16 protein-coding genes and 2 pseudogenes are annotated in these 19,162 nt (G+C 68.7%); 12 read left to right on the top strand and 6 right to left on the bottom strand.

Going from position 1 to position 19,162, the window contains the following annotated elements; genetic code table 11:
• The 3 genes from KUM49_RS38775 to KUM49_RS38765 form a co-directional block, all read left to right on the top strand.
• A partial coding sequence (locus KUM49_RS38775; protein ID WP_254402440.1) for an alpha/beta hydrolase occupies positions 1 to 725 on the top strand: 725 nt, incomplete at its 5' end.
• 35 nt (positions 726 to 760) lie between these two features.
• Positions 761 to 2,236: a class I adenylate-forming enzyme family protein gene (locus KUM49_RS38770; RefSeq protein ID WP_217241645.1), complete on the top strand. Its 1,476-nt coding sequence runs from the start codon at positions 761 to 763 to the stop codon at positions 2,234 to 2,236.
• A 196-nt stretch (positions 2,237 to 2,432) separates the two neighbouring features.
• On the top strand, positions 2,433 to 2,666 hold the full coding sequence (locus tag KUM49_RS38765) for a hypothetical protein (RefSeq protein WP_217241644.1): 234 nt from the start codon (positions 2,433 to 2,435) through the stop codon (positions 2,664 to 2,666).
• Positions 2,667 to 2,752: 86 nt separating this feature from the next.
• On the opposite strand, the gene KUM49_RS38760 is transcribed toward KUM49_RS38765, so the two are convergent.
• Complete coding sequence (locus tag KUM49_RS38760; RefSeq protein ID WP_217241643.1) at positions 2,753 to 3,085, bottom strand: helix-turn-helix transcriptional regulator; 333 nt, start codon at positions 3,083 to 3,085, stop codon at positions 2,753 to 2,755.
• Positions 3,086 to 3,216: 131 nt separating this feature from the next.
• Positions 3,217 to 4,113, bottom strand: coding sequence for a TIGR03620 family F420-dependent LLM class oxidoreductase (locus KUM49_RS38755; protein ID WP_217241642.1), 897 nt, complete (start codon positions 4,111 to 4,113; stop codon positions 3,217 to 3,219).
• 288 nt (positions 4,114 to 4,401) lie between these two features.
• Between KUM49_RS38755 and KUM49_RS38750 the strand changes: the two genes are divergently transcribed.
• The 6 genes from KUM49_RS38750 to KUM49_RS38725 all read left to right on the top strand — a co-directional run bounded on the left by KUM49_RS38750 (position 4,402) and on the right by KUM49_RS38725 (position 13,520).
• Complete coding sequence (locus tag KUM49_RS38750) at positions 4,402 to 5,535, top strand: LacI family DNA-binding transcriptional regulator (protein WP_217241641.1); 1,134 nt, start codon at positions 4,402 to 4,404, stop codon at positions 5,533 to 5,535.
• A gap of 401 nt (positions 5,536 to 5,936) precedes the next feature.
• Positions 5,937 to 7,328 (top strand): ABC transporter substrate-binding protein, encoded by a 1,392-nt coding sequence (locus KUM49_RS38745; protein ID WP_217241640.1) that lies wholly within the window; start codon positions 5,937 to 5,939, stop codon positions 7,326 to 7,328.
• Positions 7,329 to 7,417: 89 nt separating this feature from the next.
• Positions 7,418 to 8,356 carry a carbohydrate ABC transporter permease gene (locus KUM49_RS38740; RefSeq protein ID WP_217241721.1) on the top strand — a complete coding sequence of 313 codons (939 nt, stop codon included), beginning with the start codon at positions 7,418 to 7,420 and terminating at the stop codon, positions 8,354 to 8,356.
• Positions 8,353 to 9,300, top strand: coding sequence for a carbohydrate ABC transporter permease (locus KUM49_RS38735; RefSeq protein ID WP_217241639.1), 948 nt, complete (start codon positions 8,353 to 8,355; stop codon positions 9,298 to 9,300). Before KUM49_RS38740 ends, KUM49_RS38735 begins: the two co-directional genes overlap by 4 nt.
• A gap of 65 nt (positions 9,301 to 9,365) precedes the next feature.
• Entirely contained in the window at positions 9,366 to 11,543 is a 2,178-nt protein-coding gene (locus KUM49_RS38730; RefSeq protein ID WP_217241638.1) for a beta-galactosidase, read from the top strand.
• 171 nt (positions 11,544 to 11,714) lie between these two features.
• Positions 11,715 to 13,520 (top strand): RICIN domain-containing protein, encoded by a 1,806-nt coding sequence (locus tag KUM49_RS38725; protein WP_217241637.1) that lies wholly within the window; start codon positions 11,715 to 11,717, stop codon positions 13,518 to 13,520.
• A 148-nt stretch (positions 13,521 to 13,668) separates the two neighbouring features.
• Here the strand turns inward: KUM49_RS38725 and KUM49_RS38720 are convergent.
• From KUM49_RS38720 to KUM49_RS38710, 3 genes and pseudogenes are all read right to left on the bottom strand, one after another.
• A pseudogene (locus KUM49_RS38720) lies at positions 13,669 to 14,248 on the bottom strand (hypothetical protein).
• 231 nt (positions 14,249 to 14,479) lie between these two features.
• Positions 14,480 to 15,349: an alpha/beta fold hydrolase gene (locus KUM49_RS38715; protein ID WP_217241636.1), complete on the bottom strand. Its 870-nt coding sequence runs from the start codon at positions 15,347 to 15,349 to the stop codon at positions 14,480 to 14,482.
• 164 nt (positions 15,350 to 15,513) lie between these two features.
• On the bottom strand, positions 15,514 to 15,987 hold the full coding sequence (locus tag KUM49_RS38710; RefSeq protein WP_217241720.1) for a helix-turn-helix domain-containing protein: 474 nt from the start codon (positions 15,985 to 15,987) through the stop codon (positions 15,514 to 15,516).
• Positions 15,988 to 16,274: 287 nt separating this feature from the next.
• On the opposite strand from KUM49_RS38710, the gene KUM49_RS38705 reads away from it, so the two are divergent.
• Positions 16,275 to 16,586 carry a hypothetical protein gene (locus KUM49_RS38705; protein WP_217241635.1) on the top strand — a complete coding sequence of 104 codons (312 nt, stop codon included), beginning with the start codon at positions 16,275 to 16,277 and terminating at the stop codon, positions 16,584 to 16,586.
• A 272-nt stretch (positions 16,587 to 16,858) separates the two neighbouring features.
• Here KUM49_RS38705 and KUM49_RS38700 read toward each other — a convergent pair.
• Positions 16,859 to 17,655 (bottom strand): annotated as a pseudogene (locus tag KUM49_RS38700) (oxidoreductase).
• On the opposite strand from KUM49_RS38700, the gene KUM49_RS38695 reads away from it, so the two are divergent.
• Both KUM49_RS38695 and KUM49_RS38690 read left to right on the top strand, forming a co-directional pair.
• Positions 17,618 to 17,848 (top strand): hypothetical protein, encoded by a 231-nt coding sequence (locus KUM49_RS38695; RefSeq protein WP_217241733.1) that lies wholly within the window; start codon positions 17,618 to 17,620, stop codon positions 17,846 to 17,848. The pseudogene KUM49_RS38700 and the gene KUM49_RS38695 sit on opposite strands and share 38 nt — an antisense overlap.
• A gap of 206 nt (positions 17,849 to 18,054) precedes the next feature.
• Complete coding sequence (locus tag KUM49_RS38690; protein WP_217241634.1) at positions 18,055 to 19,149, top strand: helix-turn-helix transcriptional regulator; 1,095 nt, start codon at positions 18,055 to 18,057, stop codon at positions 19,147 to 19,149.
• Positions 19,150 to 19,162: the final 13 nt, after the last annotated feature.

Raw genomic sequence — 19,162 nt, 5'->3', positions numbered from 1 at the left:
CCTTCACCTACCGGCACTTCGGCGACAGCGGCGGCCACCCTCGCCAACTCCTGTCGATCAAACGTCAGCTCACCGACTGGGACGCCGCCCTCACCTACGTCAAGGCTCGCACGGACGTCGACCGCACACGCATCGCCCTATGGGGCAGCTCCTTCGGCGGCGGCCACGCCATCACCGTCGCCTCCCGCCACCCCGAACTGCGCGCGGCCGTGGCCCAGTGCCCGTTCACCGACGGTCTCGCCTCCGCGCTCGCGCTGGGCCCGCTCGCCTCCCTCCGGATGACCCCCGTGCTCGCCCGGGATCTGGCGACCAGGGTCCGCGGCCAGGCGCCCGTGATGGTTCCCATCGCCGCCGCCCCCGGTTCACCGGCCCTCATGAACGCTCCGGACGCCCTGCCCGGATACCAGGCGCTGCAACCGCCCGGCACGACGTTCCGCAACGAGGTGGCGGCACGGGTGATCCCGACCATCGCCGCCTACCGACCCGGGCGTGCGGCGAAGAAGGTCACCATGCCGATCCTCTTCTGCGTCAGCAACACCGACTCCGTCACGCCTCCCGCCCAGACCCTCCGGTACGCGGGCACCGCACCCAAGGGAGAGATCAAGAGGTACGACGCCGGCCACTTCGACTTCTACACCGGCGAGACCTTCGAGGAACTGGTACGCGACCAGATCGAGTTCCTCGCCCGCCAACTGCACCCGGCACCCGCCGCATCGACTCCCTGACCGGACCGCATCACACGGAGACAGGTACGCCCGCCATGAATTTCGCCTCTCTGCCCGACCTCCGCGCCGAGCTCGCCCCTCACGGGGCCGCGGTCTCCGACGGGCACCAGTCCCTCACCAACACGCAGCTGCTGGACCGGGTCCGAACGGCAGCGCGTCAGCTCCAGGACCTCGGAGTCGGCCCCGGTGACGTGGTCGCCCTCAAGCTGACGAACCGCGTCGAGTTCGTCGTCCTGCTGTTCGCCGCCTGGCGGCTCGGCGCCACCGTCACGCCGGTCAACCCGAACATGACCGACGTCGAAGTGGTTCGACAGCTCCAGGACTCCGATGCGCGCCTGCTGGTGGTCGAGGACGGTGCGGCCGTGGTGACGGACGGTGTTGCCGTACTCCGCATCGGCGAACTGTACGACGGACCAGTGGAGCCGGATCAGGCGCCGCTTCTGAACCCGGGCACGCTGGCCCTGCTCATCTACACCAGCGGTACGACCGGGGTGCCCAAGGGCGTGATGCTCGACCACGCCAACATCGACGCCATGGTGGAGATGGGGCGCCAGGCGTTGGAGGTCGGGCCGGCCGACCGGTGCCTGCTGATCCTGCCGCTCTTCCACGTCAACGGCATCGTGGTCAGCGTCCTGCTGCCTCTGCTCGTGGGCGCGAGCGTCGTCATCGCGGGCCGCCGGTTCAATCCGCACAGCTTCTTCGACCTCGTCGAACAGGAGCGCCCCACCTTCTTCAGCGCCGTGCCGACGATCTACAGCATGCTCGCCGCGCTCCCGGACGACGTCATGCCCGACACCTCGTCGGTCAGGTTCGGAGTCTGCGGCGCCGCCCCCGCCTCCGCCGAGCTGCTCACCCGGTTCGAGGCCCGGTACGGGTTCCCCCTCGTGGAGGGGTACGGCCTGTCCGAGGGAACCTGCGGCTCCACCATCAATCCCGTCGCGGGCCCGCGACGCGCCGGCACCGTGGGGCTTCCCTTCCCCGGCCAGGAGATCCGGATCGTCGACGCCGAAGGTGCCGAGGCGGCCCCGGGCACGGACGGTGAGGTCATCGTCAGGGGCCCCAACGTCATGCGCGGCTATCTCGGCCGACCGGACGAAACAGCCCGGGTCATCGTCGACGGCTGGTTGCACACGGGCGATGTGGGCCACCTCGACGCCGAGGGTTATCTGACCCTGGTAGGGCGATCGAAGGACATGATCATCCGAGGCGGTGAGAACATCTACCCCAAGGAGATCGAGGACGTGCTGGCGGGCGATCCGTCCGTGCTGGAGGTCGCGGTGATCGGCGTACCGGACGAGAAGTGGGGAGAGACGGTCGTCGCCTACGTCCAGCCACGACCGGGCGTGACCGTCGATCCGGCCTCGCTGAGAACGCGGTGCGCGCGCAGCCTCACCGGCTACAAGCGGCCCACCTCGTTCTTCGTGGTGGAAGCCATAGCGAAGAACGCGGTCGGAAAGATCGACAAGGCCTCGCTGAGGGCAGCCCACGCGGCGACCGCCGGCGGCTCGTGATCAACCCCAATGATCATCGCACCGCCTGCCGAGCAGATGGCCTGGTCCGCCGGTAGGTACGCCCCGTGCCGAACGGCTGCAAGTCCATGATGGTCAGCGGCGTGCCCAACTTCGCGTTGACGCTCGGCTACACCGCCAACGCGTGGACGCTCAAGGTCGACCTGGTCTCCGACACCTGTGCCGGCTGCTCGCCCCCATGGAAGGCCACGGCTACGCCACCGTCACCCCGGTCGCCGACCCGACGCTCACCGGGCGAACGTTCCTCGACATGGACACGGCCTACATCAACCGCGCCATGAACCTGTTCCCTCAGCAGGGCTCCCACGGCCCGTGGACGGTGGACCAGAACTACGCGCTCGACCGGGCCCGATGGCGTACCGACCCGGTGGAAGACCCGGCTCTGCAGTTCACCGCCACCCAAGCGGGCTGAACAGCCGTGTGATCCGCGCGGTCGGCACCCGCCGGGGAAGCCTCGTTCGTAGGCGGGCTTCGGTGGTCTGCCGCCCTGGGGAGGCCCTAGAGTGTCCGCCCCAGCGTGGCGACCAGCTCGGCGATGCGCTGCTCATCGCGCTTGTAGTGGGTCCACTTGCCCACACGCGTCGACCGCACCAGACCCGCTCGCTGCAACTCCGCCATGTACGCCGAAACCGTCGACTGGGCCAGCCCCGTCTTGGCCTGGAGATGGCTCACGCACACTCCCACTTCGACCGGGTCGGCGATCATTCTCTCTCTTGGAAAGTGGCGTTCGGGCTCCCGCAACCACAGCAGCATCTGCAATCGCATGGGGTTCGACAGCGCCCGGAACGCGTCGACCAGGTCGGGGTCCGGTGTGGTCGCAGTGTCCGCCATGCACCCAGGGTAGAGCCCCATATCGATGATTCGGAAAATTCCGATACCGGCGATCGCACGCCGGCCGGTCTCACCGGGTGACAGGTGCCGCGCCTTCTCACGGGCGTGGCTCCTGTGCACCCACCCGCAGATCAGGCGTTGGTACCCCGGGGCAGGAGCGCCTCACCGAGCATGCGCCAGTACGGCATCGCGGATTCGCCCGTCGCGATCCCGATCACTTGCACCGTGACGTGATCGGCGCCGGCCTCGACATGCGCGTGGAGCTTCTCGACGATCGTGTCGAGATCGCCCCAGAACACGAGGTCGTCGACGATGCGGTCGCTCGCGCCCGTGATCTCCTCCTCCGAGTAGCCCAGCCGGAGGAACTTCGCACGGTTGTACCTGGAGTTCAGATAGCGGAGCAGGTGTTCGCGCGCGATCGCGCGGGCCTTGCCGGGGTCGGACTCGAACAGCACCGGGTGTTCGACTGCGAGGAAGGCCTCCGGCCCGAGGATCTTCCGCGCCTGCTCGGTGTGTGCCACGTTGACGTGGTAGGTCTGGGCACCGGCAGAGCGGTCGCGGGCCAGCTCGAGCATCTTGGGTCCGTACGCGGCCAGGATGCGGCGCACCGGAGCCTTCGGGGCGGGGTTGGGCGTCGCCGTCTCGTGCGCGTCCAGCTCGTCGAGATAGGCGGCCATGGCCGCCAGGGGCTTGATCCCCGGACCGTTCCCGTCGCTGAATCCCAGGCCGAGCACGTGTCGGTCCGGGTAGGCGTCGGCCAGGAGAAGGCCCGCGCCGTACGCGTACACGGCCCCGCGCGACCAGATCCGTGCGATGCCGTTGATGACGTGCATTCGCTCGGTGCTGGCGAGCAGGTAGCCGGCGAGCGAGACGGCCTCACGCCCGAGGGTCTCGGGGACCCACAGCGCCCGCCACCCCTGCTCCTCGAGTTCCTGGACCGACTCCCGAATCCGGACCGCCGACTGGACTTCGAAGTCGAAGGTGTAGAGCCCGAACGTCCCGAGATCCAGACCATCAATGCCGCCCATGGAACAACTCCTCGTGTAGGCCCTCGATCACATCCCAACCAACATATCGAAGTATCGCAGAATTACGATGTGACTTCACGTAACCGGCGCGACCGCCCGGGAAACGCTGCTCCCTGAGGCGGCCGGATCCTGCCCTGCCCTTCCGTGGCACGAGATTACGGATGTGTTCCGAACTCTTGACGGACGCCTCATGACTGCGTAGACATGGCAGCGCAGTCAGAGACATGGCAGCGCAGTCAGATACACGGACGGACAGCGTTGCGCGGGGACTCACGATCGGGAGACACCATGACGCGAGGGGCAAGAAAGGGCGGGAATACCGGCGCCCCGCGCAGTGTGGACGTGGCCCTGCTCGCCGGCGTCTCGCAGAAGACGGTGTCCCGGGTCTTCAACGACGAACCGTACGTCTCCGCCGAGGTACGCCGACGCGTCCTGGAGGCCGCCGAGGAACTCGGCTACCGGTTGAACAACGCCGCCCGGGCGCTGGCCTCTGGGCGTACACGATCCATCGGCGTCGTGACGCTGGGCACCGCCCTGTACGGGCCCGCCTCGCTGATCATGGGAGTTGAGCGCGCCGTACGGGACATGGGATACGCCCTCCGTGTGGTCAACACGGTGGAAGGCGACCCGTCGGGAGTCGCCGGCGCCGTGGACTCGCTCCTCGATCAGGGCGTGGACGGCATCGTCATCTCCGAGCCCATCGACGACGGGTACGACGGAGACCTGGCGGCCCGCCTCGACGTGCCGGTGCTCGTCCTCGGTGCGCCGCCGTTTCCCGCGCCGAGGGCGTTGGCCGCCGGCGTCGGCGCCGATCTGATGGCGCGCACGGCCACCGAGCACCTGCTGGACCTGGGGCACCGTACCGTCCACCACCTTGCCGGTCCGCAGCGGTGGTATGCCGCCCGGGACCGGCTGGAGGGCTGGCGGGCGGCGCTCACCGCGCACGGCAGGGCGGTACCGCCCGTCGTCGAGGGCGACTGGTCGGCGGCGTCCGGCTACGCGGCGGGCCGCGAACTGGCCTGCGACGACGATCTGACCGCGGTGTTCGCAGCCAACGACGACATGGCGATCGGTCTCATCCGCGCACTGGCGGAAGCCGGCCGACGCGTGCCGGAGGACGTCAGCGTGGTCGGTTTCGACGACATCCCCGTCGCCGCCTATGTGACTCCTCCCCTCACCACGGTTCGCCAGCCCTTCGACGCCGTGGCGCAAGAAGGACTCAAACGCCTCCTGCACACCATCGAGAACCCGCAGGCGGACCTCCTGCCGACGAGCGATCCACCGGTCGACCTCGTGGTCCGCGCCTCGACCGCTCCCCCACCGACCCGGATGACCCCGGATCGTGGTCGGCGTACCGCCTCTCGTTCGGGTGGGGGCCGGCACAGTCCGCCTCTGAACGGAGGTACAGCCACGCATGACTGACCAGGGCAGATCAGCCCAAGCAGCGGTCTTCACCGCCGGACACGTGATCGCGAGGCGAGCCGCCGTACCGGTCCGTGCTCACACGGTCTCTTCACCGACCACGCTCCCGCAGTTCGCGGTCACCCCGTCACGCGGCGACGCGTCTGCTCCCCTTCACACAGCAACCACTGAGTAGTCCCGCCGCAACGGTCTCGTCCACCACCCCGTTCTTCCCGGCCACGGATTCCACCTCCTCAGCAGGCGGAACGCCCGCCGGGCGAAGTCCGCGACGGCGTACACCCGGGCCATGCCGACCTCCATGTCCTGGCCGGCACGTTCGAGCACCCCTTCTCCCTCGTCACCCTCGTTCCGCACGCCCTCGCCCGGCGTGCCATTCCCTCAGCCATTGGCGGGAGTTCACCATGGACACATTCAGCTCCACCCCCAGCCGCTCTCAGATGAGCCGCCGGCTCTTCCTCACCGCCGCGGGAGCGGTGTCACTGGGTGCCGCGCTCTCCGCCTGCGGCGGCAGCGACGACGGCGCCTCCGCCTCCTCCGACAAGCCGGCCGCCCAGGCCGACATCGACAAGGCGATGAAGACTCCCACCGAGCTGACGTTCTGGACGTGGGTCCCGGACATCGAGCAGGAGGTCGCGCTCTTCGAGAAGAAGTACCCGGCCATCAAGGTCAAGGTCGTCAACGCGGGCCAGGGCGTGCAGCACTACACGAAGCTGCGCACGGCGATCAAGGCCGGCAAGGGCGCTCCGGACGTAGCCCAGATCGAATACCAGGCGATTCCGACGTTCACGATCACCGACAGTCTTCTGGACCTGAGCCCGTACGGCGCGTCCGAGCTGAAGGACACGTTCGTCAACTGGACGTGGGGACAGGTCAGCGGCCCCAAGGGCGAAGTCTGGGCGATCCCGCAGGACACCGGTCCGCTGGGCATGCTGTACCGCGCGGACATCTTCGACGAGCACGGCATCGAACCGCCGAAGACCTGGGACGACTTCGCCGCCGCCGCGCGCAAGCTGCACAAGGCCGACCCGGACGTCTACATGACCAACCTGGCCGCGAACGAGGCCGCAGCCTGGCACGGCCTGCTGTGGCAGGCGGGTGCCGAGCCCTACGCGACCTCCGGCAAGGGCAACGTCTCCATCGACGTCAACGACCAGATCTCCAAGAAGCTCGCGGCCTACTGGGGCGGACTGGCTCAGGAGGGTGCCATCAGCGTCGATCCGGACTTCACCGACGCCTGGTTCTCCGCGCTCAACAAGGGCAAGTACGCCACGTGGATCACCGCTGCCTGGGGGCCTGTGTTCCTCTCCGGCTCGGCCAAGTCCACCGCCGGCAAGTGGCGGGCGGCCCCCTTGCCGCAGTGGGACCCTGCCAAGCCGACCTCGGGCAACTGGGGCGGCTCGACCAGCGCGGTCATGAAGGTGACCAAGAACCCGATCGCGGCGGCGGTGTTCGCCCAGTTCCTCAACAGCGACCCGGAAAGCACGAAGCTGTTCAACACCAAGCAGTCGTTCTTCCCGGCAACGAAGCAACTGCTCGCGGACCCCGTGTTCGTCGGTGCCGAGTCAACCTTCTTCGGCGGCCAGAAGGTCAACCAGCTGTTCGCCGAGATCGGCGAGACGGTCAGGCCCGACTTCCAGTGGCCGCCGTTCCTCGACCAGGCCGTCACCGACTGGACTGAGACGGTCGGAAGGTCCCTCGCCAAGAAGCAGGACTCCGTCGCCGCGCTCGACGCGTGGCAGACGCGGCTGACCACCTACGCCAAGACCCAGGGCTTCACCGTTCAGACTCCGTGAGGTCCGGCGGGTCCCGTGCTCCGACGCTCCCCGGCAAGGGCACGGGACCCGCACCCGGCCGGTCCCCCTTCCCACAGAAAGGCCCGATGATGACTGCCACTACCGCGGCCTCCACCGAGGACCCGCGCCGCGCGGGGCCGAAGCGTCACCGGCTCGGTGGCCTGCGCCACGGTGCGGCGGGTCCCCTGTTCGTCGCACCGTTCATGGTGCTGTTCCTGCTGATGTTCCTCACTCCGCTCGGCTACGCCGCCTACCTCAGCCTGTTCCAGGAGAGGCTCATAGGCGGGACGGCGTTCGTCGGGCTGGACAACTACGTGACGGCCCTGAACGACCCACTCCTCAGGGAAGGGGTCCTGCGGGTCGCGACGTTCTTCGTGATCCAGGTCCCGCTGATGCTGCTGCTGGCACTGTTCTTCGCGCTCGCGCTCGACAGCGGCCTGCTGCACCTCGCACGGGTGATCCGCCTGGGCATCTTCGTCCCCTACGCCGTCCCGAGCGTGGTCGCCACCCTCATGTGGGGCTACCTCTACGGGCCGGACTTCGGGCCGTTCGCCCAGCTGAGTGAGAAGTTCGACCTGCCGGTCCCCCACTTCCTGAGCGACGGATGGATGCTCGCAAGCCTGGCGAACGTCGTGACATGGGAGTTCGTCGGCTACAACATGATCATCCTGTACGCGGCCCTGCGGACCATCCCCCAGGAGCTGTACGAGGCCGCCGCGATGGACGGTGCCGGCGCCTGGCGGACCGCCTGGTCCATCAAGCTCCCCGCTCTGCGCCCGGCGCTCATGCTCACCCTGCTGTTCTCCGTGATCGGCAGCTTCCAGCTGTTCAACGAACCGAAGCTGCTGCAGGCCATCGCGCCCGACGTCATCGACAGCTCGTACACCGCGAACCTCTACGCCTACTCCCTCGCCTTCACCGGCCAGCAGGTCAACTACGCGGCCGCGGTGTCCTTCCTCCTCGGGCTGTTCATCGTGATCTTCTCCTACGCCGTCCTGTTCACCGCGAACCGCAGGAGGACCTCATGACGACCACGACTCCCCCGGCGACGCCCCGGGCGGCGACGAACACCACCGCGACCGGAGCGCCCCGCACGGCTCACCGGCGGCCTCGACGGCCCGCCCGGCGCCGCAGCACGCCGCTCACCATCGTCATGCTGGCCGTCCTGGCGTACTTCCTTCTGCCGCTGTTCTGGCTGCTGATCGCCTCGACCAAGAGCACCCAGGACCTGTTCACCAGCTTCGGTCTGTGGCTCTCACGCTCACCGCAGCTGCTCGAGAACATCCAGGAGACCCTGACCCACGACGACGGGGTCTTCCTGCACTGGCTGCTCAACACGGTCCTCTACTCCGTCGGCAGTGCGCTCGGCGCCGCGCTCCTGGCGGCCGCCGCCGGCTACGGGTTCGCCAAGTACCGGTTCTGGGGCAACAACGCCGCCTTCGCCATGGTGCTCGGCGCCATCATGGTCCCGACCACCGCCCTGGCCATCCCGACCTACCTGCTCTTCGCGAAGGTGGACCTGGTCAACACCCCCTGGGCCATCGTGCTGCCCTCGCTCGTCAGCCCGTTCGGCCTCTACCTCATGCGCATCTACGCCCAGGACGCCGTACCGGACAGCCTCCTGGAGGCCGCGCGCATCGACGGAGCCGGTGAGCTGCGGATCTTCGTCACGATCGCGCTGCGGCTCTTGGCCCCCGGCCTGGTGACCGTCGTGCTCTTCACCCTCGTCGCGACCTGGAACAACTACTTCCTGCCGCTGATCATGCTCAATGACCCGCGGCTGTATCCCGTCACGGTCGGACTCTCCTCCTGGGCGTCCCAGGCCGTGGGCGGCGGGGCCGGTGCGGACAGCAACATGCTCGCGCTCGTCGTGACCGGCTCTCTCATCTCCATCATCCCGCTCGTCGTCGCCTTCCTGCTCCTGCAGCGGTACTGGCAGAGCGGTCTGGCCACCGGCGGCGTCAAGCAGTGACGTCCCACCGGCACCACCGCCGGCACACGGGCCATTCCCCCCTCGACTCTTCGGAGGTTCCCCTCATGGCGGTTCTGCCCGACCGCGTCCTCTTCGGCGCCGCGTACTACCACGAGTACACGCCCGGCTATGATCCCGACCTGCAGCCCGACGAACAGCTGAAGACCGACCTCGACCTGATGGTCGAAGCGAACTTCACCGTGATCCGGGTCGGCGAGTCCGTCTGGTCGACCTGGGAGCCGGAGAACGGCCGGTTCGACCTCGACTGGCTCCAGCCGGTCCTCGACGGCGCCCACGAACGCGGCATCTCCGTCATCATCGGCACACCGACGTACGCCGCCCCGCCGTGGCTGGTCCGCCAGTACCCCGAGATCACCGCCGAGAACGCCACCGGGCAGCGTCTCGGCTGGGGCGCCCGCCAGGAGATCGACTTCACCCACCCCGCGTTCCGGTTCCACGCCGAGCGGGTGATCCGCAAGATGGTGGCCCGGTACGCCGATCACCCGGCGGTCATCGGATGGCAGGTGGACAACGAGCCTGGCCTGCACCTCCTGCACAACCGCGGGGTCTTCCAGCGTTTCGTGGACCACCTGCGCGAGAAGTACGGCGACGTCGAGACCCTCAACCGTGAATGGGGCCTGGTCTACTGGTCGCACCGCCTGTCGAACTGGGCCGACCTGTGGACTCCGGACGGCAACGCCCAGCCGCAGTACGACGTGGCCTGGCGGGCGTTCCAGGCCCGCCAGGTCACCGAGTTCATCGGCTGGCAGGCGGACATCGTCCGTGAGTACGCCCAGTCCGAGCAGTTCGTCACCACCTGCATCTCCTACACCCGCCAGGGGGTGGAGGACGACGAGATGTCCGACCGCCTCGACATCGCCTCCGGCAACCCGTACTACGACATGCAGGACGGCTTGCTGCTGCCCGACCCGACCCCCGACGGGCACGAACAGAAGTGGAAGACCACCGGGGTGTGGTCGATGTACCAGACCGCCGACTGGATGTTCTCCTCCCGCCAGGCACCGTTCCTGGTCACCGAGACCAACGCGAACTCCATCGGCTTCCCCTGGGACAACCGCCCCGGATACGACGGCCAGTGGCGGCAGACCGCGTGGGCGCACGTCGCACGCGGCGCCCGGATGATCGAGTACTGGCAGTGGCAGACGCTGCGCTTCGGAGCGGAGACCTACTGGGGCGGCGTGCTCCCGCACAGCGGCCGACCCGGCCGCACCTACGCCGAAGTGGCGCGTCTGGGAGCCGAGTTCGACAAGGCGGGCCCGCTCGTCGCCGGCCTCGAGCCGGATGCCGACATCACGATGGTCTACTCGATGCCCAGCAAGTGGCTCATGCAGAAGTACCCACCCCTCGCGACGCCCGGCGGCGAACCGGACCCCGCCGCCTACCACCGCATCTTCGACCCGTTCTACCGCGGCGCGTTCGACGCCGGCCGCCAGGTGCGCATCGTCCATGCCCGGCAGTTGCACGACCCGAGCGGGGAGCGGGAGGGGATGACACCCGAGGAGGCCGTGCGACGCCATCCGGTGCTCGTCGCCCCGGCCCTGTACCTCGTCGACGACGCCACGGTCGACTGGCTCGCGGCCTACGCGGAAGCGGGCGGCCACCTCGTGCTCGGCCCGCGCACCGCATACGCCGACCATGAGGCCCGCGCCCGGCACGAACCGGCCCCCGGGCGTCTCGCCCAGGCCGCGGGCGTCCACTACGACGAGTTCAGCAACCTCACCCACGACGTCCCGGTCCGTGGCGTACCCGGCGGCCCGCTCGAGGTGCCCGCGGACGCGACGGCGACGCACTGGGCCGAAGGGCTCACGGTTGTCGACGCGGACGTGCTGGCCTCGTACGTTCACCCGCACCTCGGGCGCTGGCCGGCCGTCACCACCCGCCGCCACGGAGCCGGCCGCGTCACCTGCGTCGGCACCGTCCCCGGCCGCGAACTCGCCCGGACACTGGCCGCCTGGATGGCTCCGGCCACGCGCAGCGGATGGCAGGACCTCCCGGCATCCGTGACCGCGACGACCGGCACCTCACCCGACGGACGCCGCGTCCACATCGTGCACAACTGGAGCTGGGAGCCCGCTCGTGCCCAGAGCCCGGTGGACCTGTCCGACGCCCTGAACGACGAGCCCGTACCGGCCGGCACTGCCCTGGCCCTGGGCCCATGGGATGTACGCGTACTCGTCTCAGCCGACACCACCCCGGACCCGGCGGCAGGCATTCCCTCCTGACCGGGCCGGAGAGCGCTCCGCACCGGCTGAGCACCTGAACCGCTGTCCGCACTCCGATCCCCGCCCGTCCGGCTACCTGAGCAGGCTGCCGCGCGGACCCACAGAGCAGGTCACCGCGCCGGTGGCCGAAGGACCTGAGCATCACCGTGGTCATCCCCAGAAGGAGGAAGAATGCAGAGAAGAAGACTGGCGAGAACGCTGGGCACCTTCGCCGCAACATCTGCGTTGCTGGCCGTACCCGCGTCCGGTGCACTGGCGTACGACCCGACGGGCGGGACCCTGTACCAGCTCGGCAGTGACCCGTGTCTGAAGGGGCGGGGCAACTGCGCGATCTACCCCAAGTCGGCGCAGCTGCCGAGCGGGCGTCTGGTCGCGTCGTTCGAGAAGTCCACCGTCGTGACGGCGACGGGCAGCGCCGACAGGCAGACCCTCCCGGTCTACAAGAGCGACGACCACGGAACGACGTGGCAGCCGCTGTCCGAGGTCAAGGCTCCGGCATACCTCTCCACCGATCCCAAGTACGCGAAGTACACGAGCAACTGGACCAACCCGTACCTGTACACGCTTCCGCAGGACGTCGGGGACCTGAAGCAGGGCACGCTGCTCCTCGCGAGTGTCGTGTCGGGCGACGACTACTACTACAAGGAGCACAAGGCAGCCGACCCGAACTGGATCCCGTCCAACGACGGTGACCGCAAGGACCTGGCGATCGCCCTGTATTCCAGCACCGACGACGGTGCGACGTGGAAGGTCCTGAACGTCGTCGCGACAGGCGGCTGGCAGGGCGGCAGCGCGGGCGCGGTCGGCCAGAACATCGCGGTCGCGAACACGAACAAGCAGGTGGATCCCCTCTGGGAGCCGTACCTGATGGTCCACAAGGGCAAGCTCGTCTGCTACTACTCCGACGAGAACGACTACCTCGGCTTCGACGCGAACACCGGCGTCCCGACTCTCGACCCCGCGAACGACACCGCCAAGGACTCGCTGGGCCAGATCCTCGTCCACAAGACCTGGGACGGCCGCAGCGCGAACTGGAGCAATCCCGTCGTCGACATCGCGGGCCTGACCCAGGACATGGGCGGCGGCAAGAAGGAGATCGGCGGCGGCCGGCCCGGCATGACGAACGTCGTCCGCACGACTGACGGCAAGTGGCTCCTCCCCTACGAGTACTGGGCCGGCGGAGCCAACACCAGATTCCGGATCGCCGACGACCCGCTGAAGTTCTTCACCGGCTCCCCCACGGGCGATTCCGTCGCCTCGTTGCCGGTCGCCACAGGCTCCCGTCCTCTCGCGATGGGCGGCAGTCCCGTCATCATCAGGCTTCCCGGCGGGCGCCTGGTCTACAACGCCGCGGGCAGCGGCAACGTCTGGGTCAACGAGAGCGGACGCAGCGACGGAGTCTGGAAGGAGTACCAGACGACCTCGCAGGGCGGCTACAGCCGCAACCTGCAGTACGTCGAGGGCACCGGCCGCATCTCGATACTCAACAACCAGGGCACCTCGACGCTCAAGTTCGCCGAGGTCGATCTGGGCCACTCGGACGGTCCCTACTACCAGCTCGTGAACCGCAAGACCGACCAGGTGATCGGCACCGGGAACAACACCAACGACGCGAACCTCGGCAACGGCGACGTTCCCGACGTCCGTCTGGAGGCCCCCGGCTCGGCGGCGAACGCGGACACCCAGTTCTGGCACGTGGTGACCGAGCTCAACGGTGGCAAGACGCTGTTGAACAAGTCGGGCGGGCGGGCGGCGGCCATCTGGACCGGGAACGCGACCGTCGGCCAGAAGATCGGCCAGTGGGTGGACAACAGCACCACGGGCAGCTGGAACCTCGTCAAGACCGACGACGGGTTCTACAAACTGCAGTCGGTCAAGAACACGAGTCTGTACTTGACGGGTGCGTCCGCCGGGGCGCAGCTGACCTTGCAGAACGCGGTCGCGGACGGCTCGCAGGACTGGGAGCTCGTCCAGTAGGCCCCTCTCCCCTACGTGACGAGCCCTGCCCGTCTCACACGGAACCGCACACGGACGGCTCCAGGCGGCCTGCAACGGCCGACTGGAGCCGAAACGCGCCTCTGGACGGAACCGGAATGCCGGGCCGGGGGCTGGACGGGCGTTCCGATCAAAGCGCCGGAACCGGGAAGAGCAGGGACACCTTCGCGCCCGCCTCCCGGGCCGGCACCGGGCTCATGGACCGCACCGTGGTCCGGGTCCGGCCACCGGCGAAGACGAACACGCGCAGGACCAGGAAGCGTCCGGTGCCGGCGAGCCCGGCGGCGGCGAGGTAGGTGACCTGCTCGCAGAGCGCTCCAGCCGACGGCTGCACCGTGTGCAGGACGAGCACCGCGACGGAGGTCACCGCGTAGGCGGCCGTGGCCGATCCGGCGGACTGCCAGTGCTGGCGCCATCCGGCGTGCCCTGCCCCGAAGGTGAAGCGCTGCGTGGAGCTCCGTACCGAGGAGAGTGGAGGCGACGGTGATGAGAGCGTTCGCCGCGGCCCAGGGCATCACTCCGGCGAGCCCCACCACGGCAGCGCTGAAAGCGACCCCGACACCGCCGCCGAGCACGACGAACCGGGCGAGGGAGGCGAACGGACCGGGGGCGCCCTGGGTACGTCGTGCCGCGGCCGCATAGGCCTCAGTCCGCTCCGCACCCTGCGCTTCGTCCGCCGTCCCCGGCTTCGGCAAGACCAGCGACCTCATGGGATGCCCTTCCATCCCTGAACTTTTTAAATTACGATTATACGTCAATACAGGAGGGTCCGGCTCGCGAACAAGGGCTCAACCGCCTTTTAAATTATGACCGTACTCACACGGGGTCGAGGGGGACACCAGGGCGCCGACGGGGTGACCGCGCTCGGGAGGGCATCCCTCACCTGTTGCGGTGACGAACGGCGAGGCCGCACGGCAGCTACGGGCAGCGGGGCTGCGGTTTCATCTCCCGTCGGCCAGGAGGAAGTCCCGCAGCCGGGCCAACAGCGCCTCCGGTTGCTCCTCCGGGATGAAGTGGCCGCATTCAGGGATCTCGGCGCCGGTGACGTCGTCCGCGTACGCGCGCCAGATCTCCAGCGTCGGCAGGCGGGACGGCAGCCCCACGGAACCCCACAGCGCCAGCACCGGCATCGTGAGTCGGCGGCCCTCGGCGGCGTCGACGTCATCGAGGGCGGTGTCCTGCTCCATGGCGCGGTAGTCGTCGAAGCTCGCGCGCAGGGCACCCGGGCGAGAGAAGGCGCGGACATAGCCGTCGACCGCTTCGGGGGTCAGACCGTGGCGGTTGTAGGTCCACCGCTCGAAGAAGTACTCGAGATACCCCCGGATGTCGTGCCCCACCAAGCGCTCGGGCAGATCGGGCTGCATGTGGAACAGCCAGTGCCAGTACCCGGAGGCGAGCGAGGCGTCCAGGCGGCGGAACATCTCCCGGGTGGGAACGATGTCGAGCACGGTCAGCCGCTCCACCTGGTCCGGGCGGTCCAGCGCCCAGCGGTGCCCCACGCGGGCGCCGCGGTCGTGACCCACGACCATGGCCCGCTCGAAGCCGAGCATCTCGACGAGGCCTGCCATGTCGGCGGCCATACGCCGCTTGTCGTACCCGGTCGCGGGCTTGTCGCTCAAGCCGTATCCGCGCAGGTCCGGCGCCACAACGGTGTAGTCGGCGGCGAGACCCGCCAGTACCGGCCGCCAGCAGTCGGAAGTCTGCGGCCAGCCGTGGAGCAGGACAAGCAGCGGCCCGGATCCGGCTCGGAGGTAGTGCAGACGGACCCCGTCCACCTGCGTCGCTCCGGTTGTCACTGTCGGATGCCCCATGGATGCACCTTCCTGAAGCGGCCCCACCTTCTTGGACGGTCAGGCCAACGGTCGCGTCGCCTTGCTTCTCCGCCGGCATACGGCGCGTACGCGTCTGCGGAGCGGACCGCTGCGCACTGCGCTTCATGGACCGGTCCCAAGTGAGCTGGCCGAAAGCCCTCAGCTCACTCGGGCGACTTCATACGAAAGGCTGGGCCGGGGACGCTCTCGATGTCCTTCGCCTGCACCGGGTGGCCGCTTTCGCAGCGAATCTCGACATCGACGGGCGCGCCGCACTCGCGGTGTCGCGCCAGTACCGCCGGCCCCTCCGGGTCGGCACGGTAACGGTCACCCCACTGCAACAGCCCCATCACGGCCGGCGCCAGATCCATGCCCTTGGGCGTGATCACGTACTTCGGCCGACTCCGCGAACCGGGCTCCTTGTACGTCTCGGTCGCCAGGATCCCTTCCTCCACCAGCATCCGAAGCCGCGCCGCCAGAAGGTTACGAGGACAGCCGAGGACACGTTCGAAGTCACTGAAGCGGGATGACCCGTACATGACCTCACGCAGGATCAGGATCGTCCACTTCTCGCCCACGATCTCGAGAGTCCGCGCGATCGAGCAGTTGGACGTGTCCCGGTCGAGTCGGTGATCCATGCCGGCGTCTTGAACAACTTCGATCCACGCATCCATGGGAGAGAGTCTAACCGAAGTTGAGTTTACTTTTAGATACTCAAGCGAGTGCCGCCCGGCCTTCCCTGCTTTTGGAGCCGACGCGAAAACCACATGGCTTTCGCCACAGCACGGGCCCGTCCTGGCAGGGCACCCCTCAGTTCTGTCGGCACACCGCTTTGCCCCTGAGTGCTCTCATCGAACCTCCAGTAGTTTTCGACGCCGATTGATCGGGGCTTTGCCGGATGGGCAGTGGCGGTACGCTGCAACGCGTGACGGCCACCAGCACTCGGGATGCCCAACTGAACCGGCTGTGGGGCGCCGTGTGTGCCTTCGCCGGCATCTTCCTCTTCCTATGGGCGCTGTCCTGGGTCAAGGCGAGCGTGCTCAACGAGGACCTGCAGAATCGCTGCGGAGACCTGCACACGGCCAGTTTCCCCTTCGAGAAGTCGTGCACGCGCGAGGACGGCTCGGTTGAGGGCGCGAACAGCTTGCTCTTCGACGGGATCTTCTTCGGCTCGATGGCCGCGGCCGCGGCCTGCTTGACAGTCGCGTTCACGATCCAGGCCAGCCGGAACAGGTAGCACGAGACGCGCGACCGACGTCCAGCTACTTCCGTCTCCGGGAGTGGCCTGGAGGCGGACGAACCCGATCACGCGAGCACGTCGGGGAGCCGATCACCGTGGGTATGAGGTCGAGTTCGGGCGAGACGCGGCGGTGCACGGTGGTGACGCGTGAGGCCGGCGGGCCTGCGGTAGCGCAGCTGCGGGTCGCCGCCGTCCTTCACCGCGTCCGCGATCACCTCGTCGAAGACTGCCGTGGCTTCGGGGCGGGATGAGAACGGGCCAGGTGAGCGTCAGTTGGGCAGCCGGTTGAATTTGCGAACGATGCGGTCGAAGATCCGGGTCGGGAGGACGCGGTGGAACACGCTGATGCTTGCGGCGGTCGAGCCGGCGGTGCGTCGTAGTTTCGGGTTCCGATCGGTGGCGGCCGCGACGATGACCTTGGCCACGAGGGCGGGTTCGTCGCCACCACTGAGGTTCTTCGCCAGCACCTCGCCGAAGGTGCGCCGTCGCGACGCGTAGAGCGGCATGGGGGTGTCGCCCTGGACGCTGTGGTCGCCGAAGGGGGTGTTGATCGGGCCGGGCTCGACGAGCAGGATCCGCGCGCCGTGCTCGCGGACCTCGTGGTCCAGCGACTCGGAGTAGCCCTCGACCGCGTGCTTGGTGGAGGTGTAGATGGCCATGAACGGGCTGGGGACGAACCCGCTGAGGGAGGAACGTTGATGACGCGTCCGCGGCGTTGGGTGCGCATGTGCGGCAGAACCGCCTTGGTCATCCGCATGATGCCGTAGACGTTGACGTCGAAGACCTCGTGCGTCCGGGCGACGGAGAACTCCTCGGCGGCGCCGTTGGCGCCGACGCCGGCGTTGTTGAACAGGACGTCGATGCGCCCGAAGCGGTCGATCACCTGCTTGACCAGGGAGCCGACCGATGCGTCGCTGGTGACGTCGAGGTCGAGGTAGGTCACCCCGGCGGGCGCGGTGACTCGCGCGGTGTTGCGGACGGTTCCGATCACCTCGAAGCCCGCCGCGGCGAAGGCGCGGGCCGTCTCCTTGCCGACCCCCGATGAGGCACCTGTCACGAGTGCCACCGGCCGAGTCCGGGCCGAAGGGGTCTCCTCCGCATCCACGGTCGCGGACCTCAGCGAAGGGCTGCGCGGGCTGATCGAGTTCGCGCACGGCGATCTGGAAACCGCCTGCCGTCACCTGACCCGGGACATGGAACGGGTGGCCGATCCCGGGCAGGCCTTCAGGCTCGGCAGCATGGCGCTGCGGGCGGCATGAGCGGCCAATCAGGGCGCACTGCAGCGCGAGGCGCTCCAGCGGCTTCAGCGGCGCCTCCCGCAGGAGAACTTCCCCAACGCCGATCTCCTGCCGTTGCTGCGCCAATGGTGGACGGAGGGACGAGGCGGCGCCGCCGGTGACCCGACCCAGGTCGTGGCCCCGGCGCTGACATCCTCACCCGGCTCAGCGGCAGTTCCTGGCTCCTGATGCCACCAGCCCCGCTGGCGGTGGCCTGGGGCATCGAGTCCGCCCTCCAGGGTGCGCTCCGCCGTGAAATCGACATGCTGCGGCACACGGACCAGGTCACTGCCCTGACCCAGGCGCTGGCGCAGACCGTGGCGCTCGACATCGCGCAAGGCTCCTGGACCTCGGCCCAGGCGAACGCCCTTGAAGGTGTCCAGGTCGCCGAGGGCACCGGCGACGACCACTTGGCGGCGCAGTGCCGCGCCACTCTCGGATGGCTGGCCGCCGCGCGAGGCGATGAACGGACCGTCGCGGACGTCGCCGCCCGGTTCATCGAGTGGGTGCCGCGTGGGGTGCGCATCTTCAGCGCCTGCGCGGAGTGGGACCTCGGCATGTCGGCGCTCTTCGCCGGCCGGGCCGAGGAGGCGCTGGACCGCCTGGTCCGGCTGAGCGAGCACGGGCACCACGCGGCACACCCCACCATCGCCGTGCTCGCCGCGGCCGACACCGCCGAGGCCGCCCTCCAGGCCGGGCAGCGGCCGATGGCCGAGGAACAGGCGCTGTTGTTGCGGCGGTGGGCCGAACGGACGAACGCACCATGGGCGATCTCCGCGACGCACCTGGTCCACGCCCTGCTGGCATCCCGAGCGGATGCGGAAAAGCAGTTCCGGCTTGCCCAGGAGGTCCCCGGAGCCACCTCTCGGCCCTTCAACTACGCCCGCTGGCGCCTGCTGTACGGCGAGTGGCTGCGGCGGGCCCGCCGCCGTGCCGACGCCCGGACACAACTGGCCGAAGCCGCGGAGACCTTCCAGCGACTCGACGCGGCGCCCTTGCTCGCCCGCACCAGGGCCGAACAGGAACTGACCGGGCAGCAACCGCGCCGGGACTCCGCGCGGGCACGGGCACGGGATGCCTCAACGACCCTCACGGCGCAGGAGTTGAGAGTGGTACGGCTGGCCGCGGAGGGACTCACCAACCGGGAGATCGGGGCACAGCTGCTGATCAGTCCACGTACGGTGGGTCATCACCTGGCCAACGTGTTCCCCACGCTCGGCATCGTCTCGCGCGCCGACCTCGCGCGCGTCGACTTCGAGGACGAGCTGCGTCTGATGGGGTGACCGGCGGTATCCC

This window comes from Streptomyces sp. AC555_RSS877 (assembly GCF_019049245.1).
Classification (GTDB): domain Bacteria; phylum Actinomycetota; class Actinomycetes; order Streptomycetales; family Streptomycetaceae; genus Streptomyces.
This window is presented reverse-complemented; position numbering and strand designations above follow the sequence as displayed.

What these genes read in the sequence shown, in the direction of transcription:
- KUM49_RS38770 (WP_217241645.1), top strand. Translation starts at nt 761, where the DNA reads ATGAATTTCGCCTCTCTGCCCGACCTCCGCGCCGAGCTCGCCCCTCAC.
- KUM49_RS38765 (WP_217241644.1), top strand. Translation starts at nt 2,433, where the DNA reads ATGGAAGGCCACGGCTACGCCACCGTCACCCCGGTCGCCGACCCGACG.
- KUM49_RS38760 (WP_217241643.1), bottom strand. Translation starts at nt 3,085, where the DNA reads ATGGCGGACACTGCGACCACACCGGACCCCGACCTGGTCGACGCGTTC.
- KUM49_RS38755 (WP_217241642.1), bottom strand. Translation starts at nt 4,113, where the DNA reads ATGGGCGGCATTGATGGTCTGGATCTCGGGACGTTCGGGCTCTACACC.
- KUM49_RS38750 (WP_217241641.1), top strand. Translation starts at nt 4,402, where the DNA reads ATGACGCGAGGGGCAAGAAAGGGCGGGAATACCGGCGCCCCGCGCAGT.
- KUM49_RS38745 (WP_217241640.1), top strand. Translation starts at nt 5,937, where the DNA reads ATGGACACATTCAGCTCCACCCCCAGCCGCTCTCAGATGAGCCGCCGG.
- KUM49_RS38740 (WP_217241721.1), top strand. Translation starts at nt 7,418, where the DNA reads ATGACTGCCACTACCGCGGCCTCCACCGAGGACCCGCGCCGCGCGGGG.
- KUM49_RS38735 (WP_217241639.1), top strand. Translation starts at nt 8,353, where the DNA reads ATGACGACCACGACTCCCCCGGCGACGCCCCGGGCGGCGACGAACACC.
- KUM49_RS38730 (WP_217241638.1), top strand. Translation starts at nt 9,366, where the DNA reads ATGGCGGTTCTGCCCGACCGCGTCCTCTTCGGCGCCGCGTACTACCAC.
- KUM49_RS38725 (WP_217241637.1), top strand. Translation starts at nt 11,715, where the DNA reads ATGCAGAGAAGAAGACTGGCGAGAACGCTGGGCACCTTCGCCGCAACA.
- KUM49_RS38715 (WP_217241636.1), bottom strand. Translation starts at nt 15,349, where the DNA reads ATGGGGCATCCGACAGTGACAACCGGAGCGACGCAGGTGGACGGGGTC.
- KUM49_RS38710 (WP_217241720.1), bottom strand. Translation starts at nt 15,987, where the DNA reads ATGGATCACCGACTCGACCGGGACACGTCCAACTGCTCGATCGCGCGG.
- KUM49_RS38690 (WP_217241634.1), top strand. Translation starts at nt 18,055, where the DNA reads ATGCCACCAGCCCCGCTGGCGGTGGCCTGGGGCATCGAGTCCGCCCTC.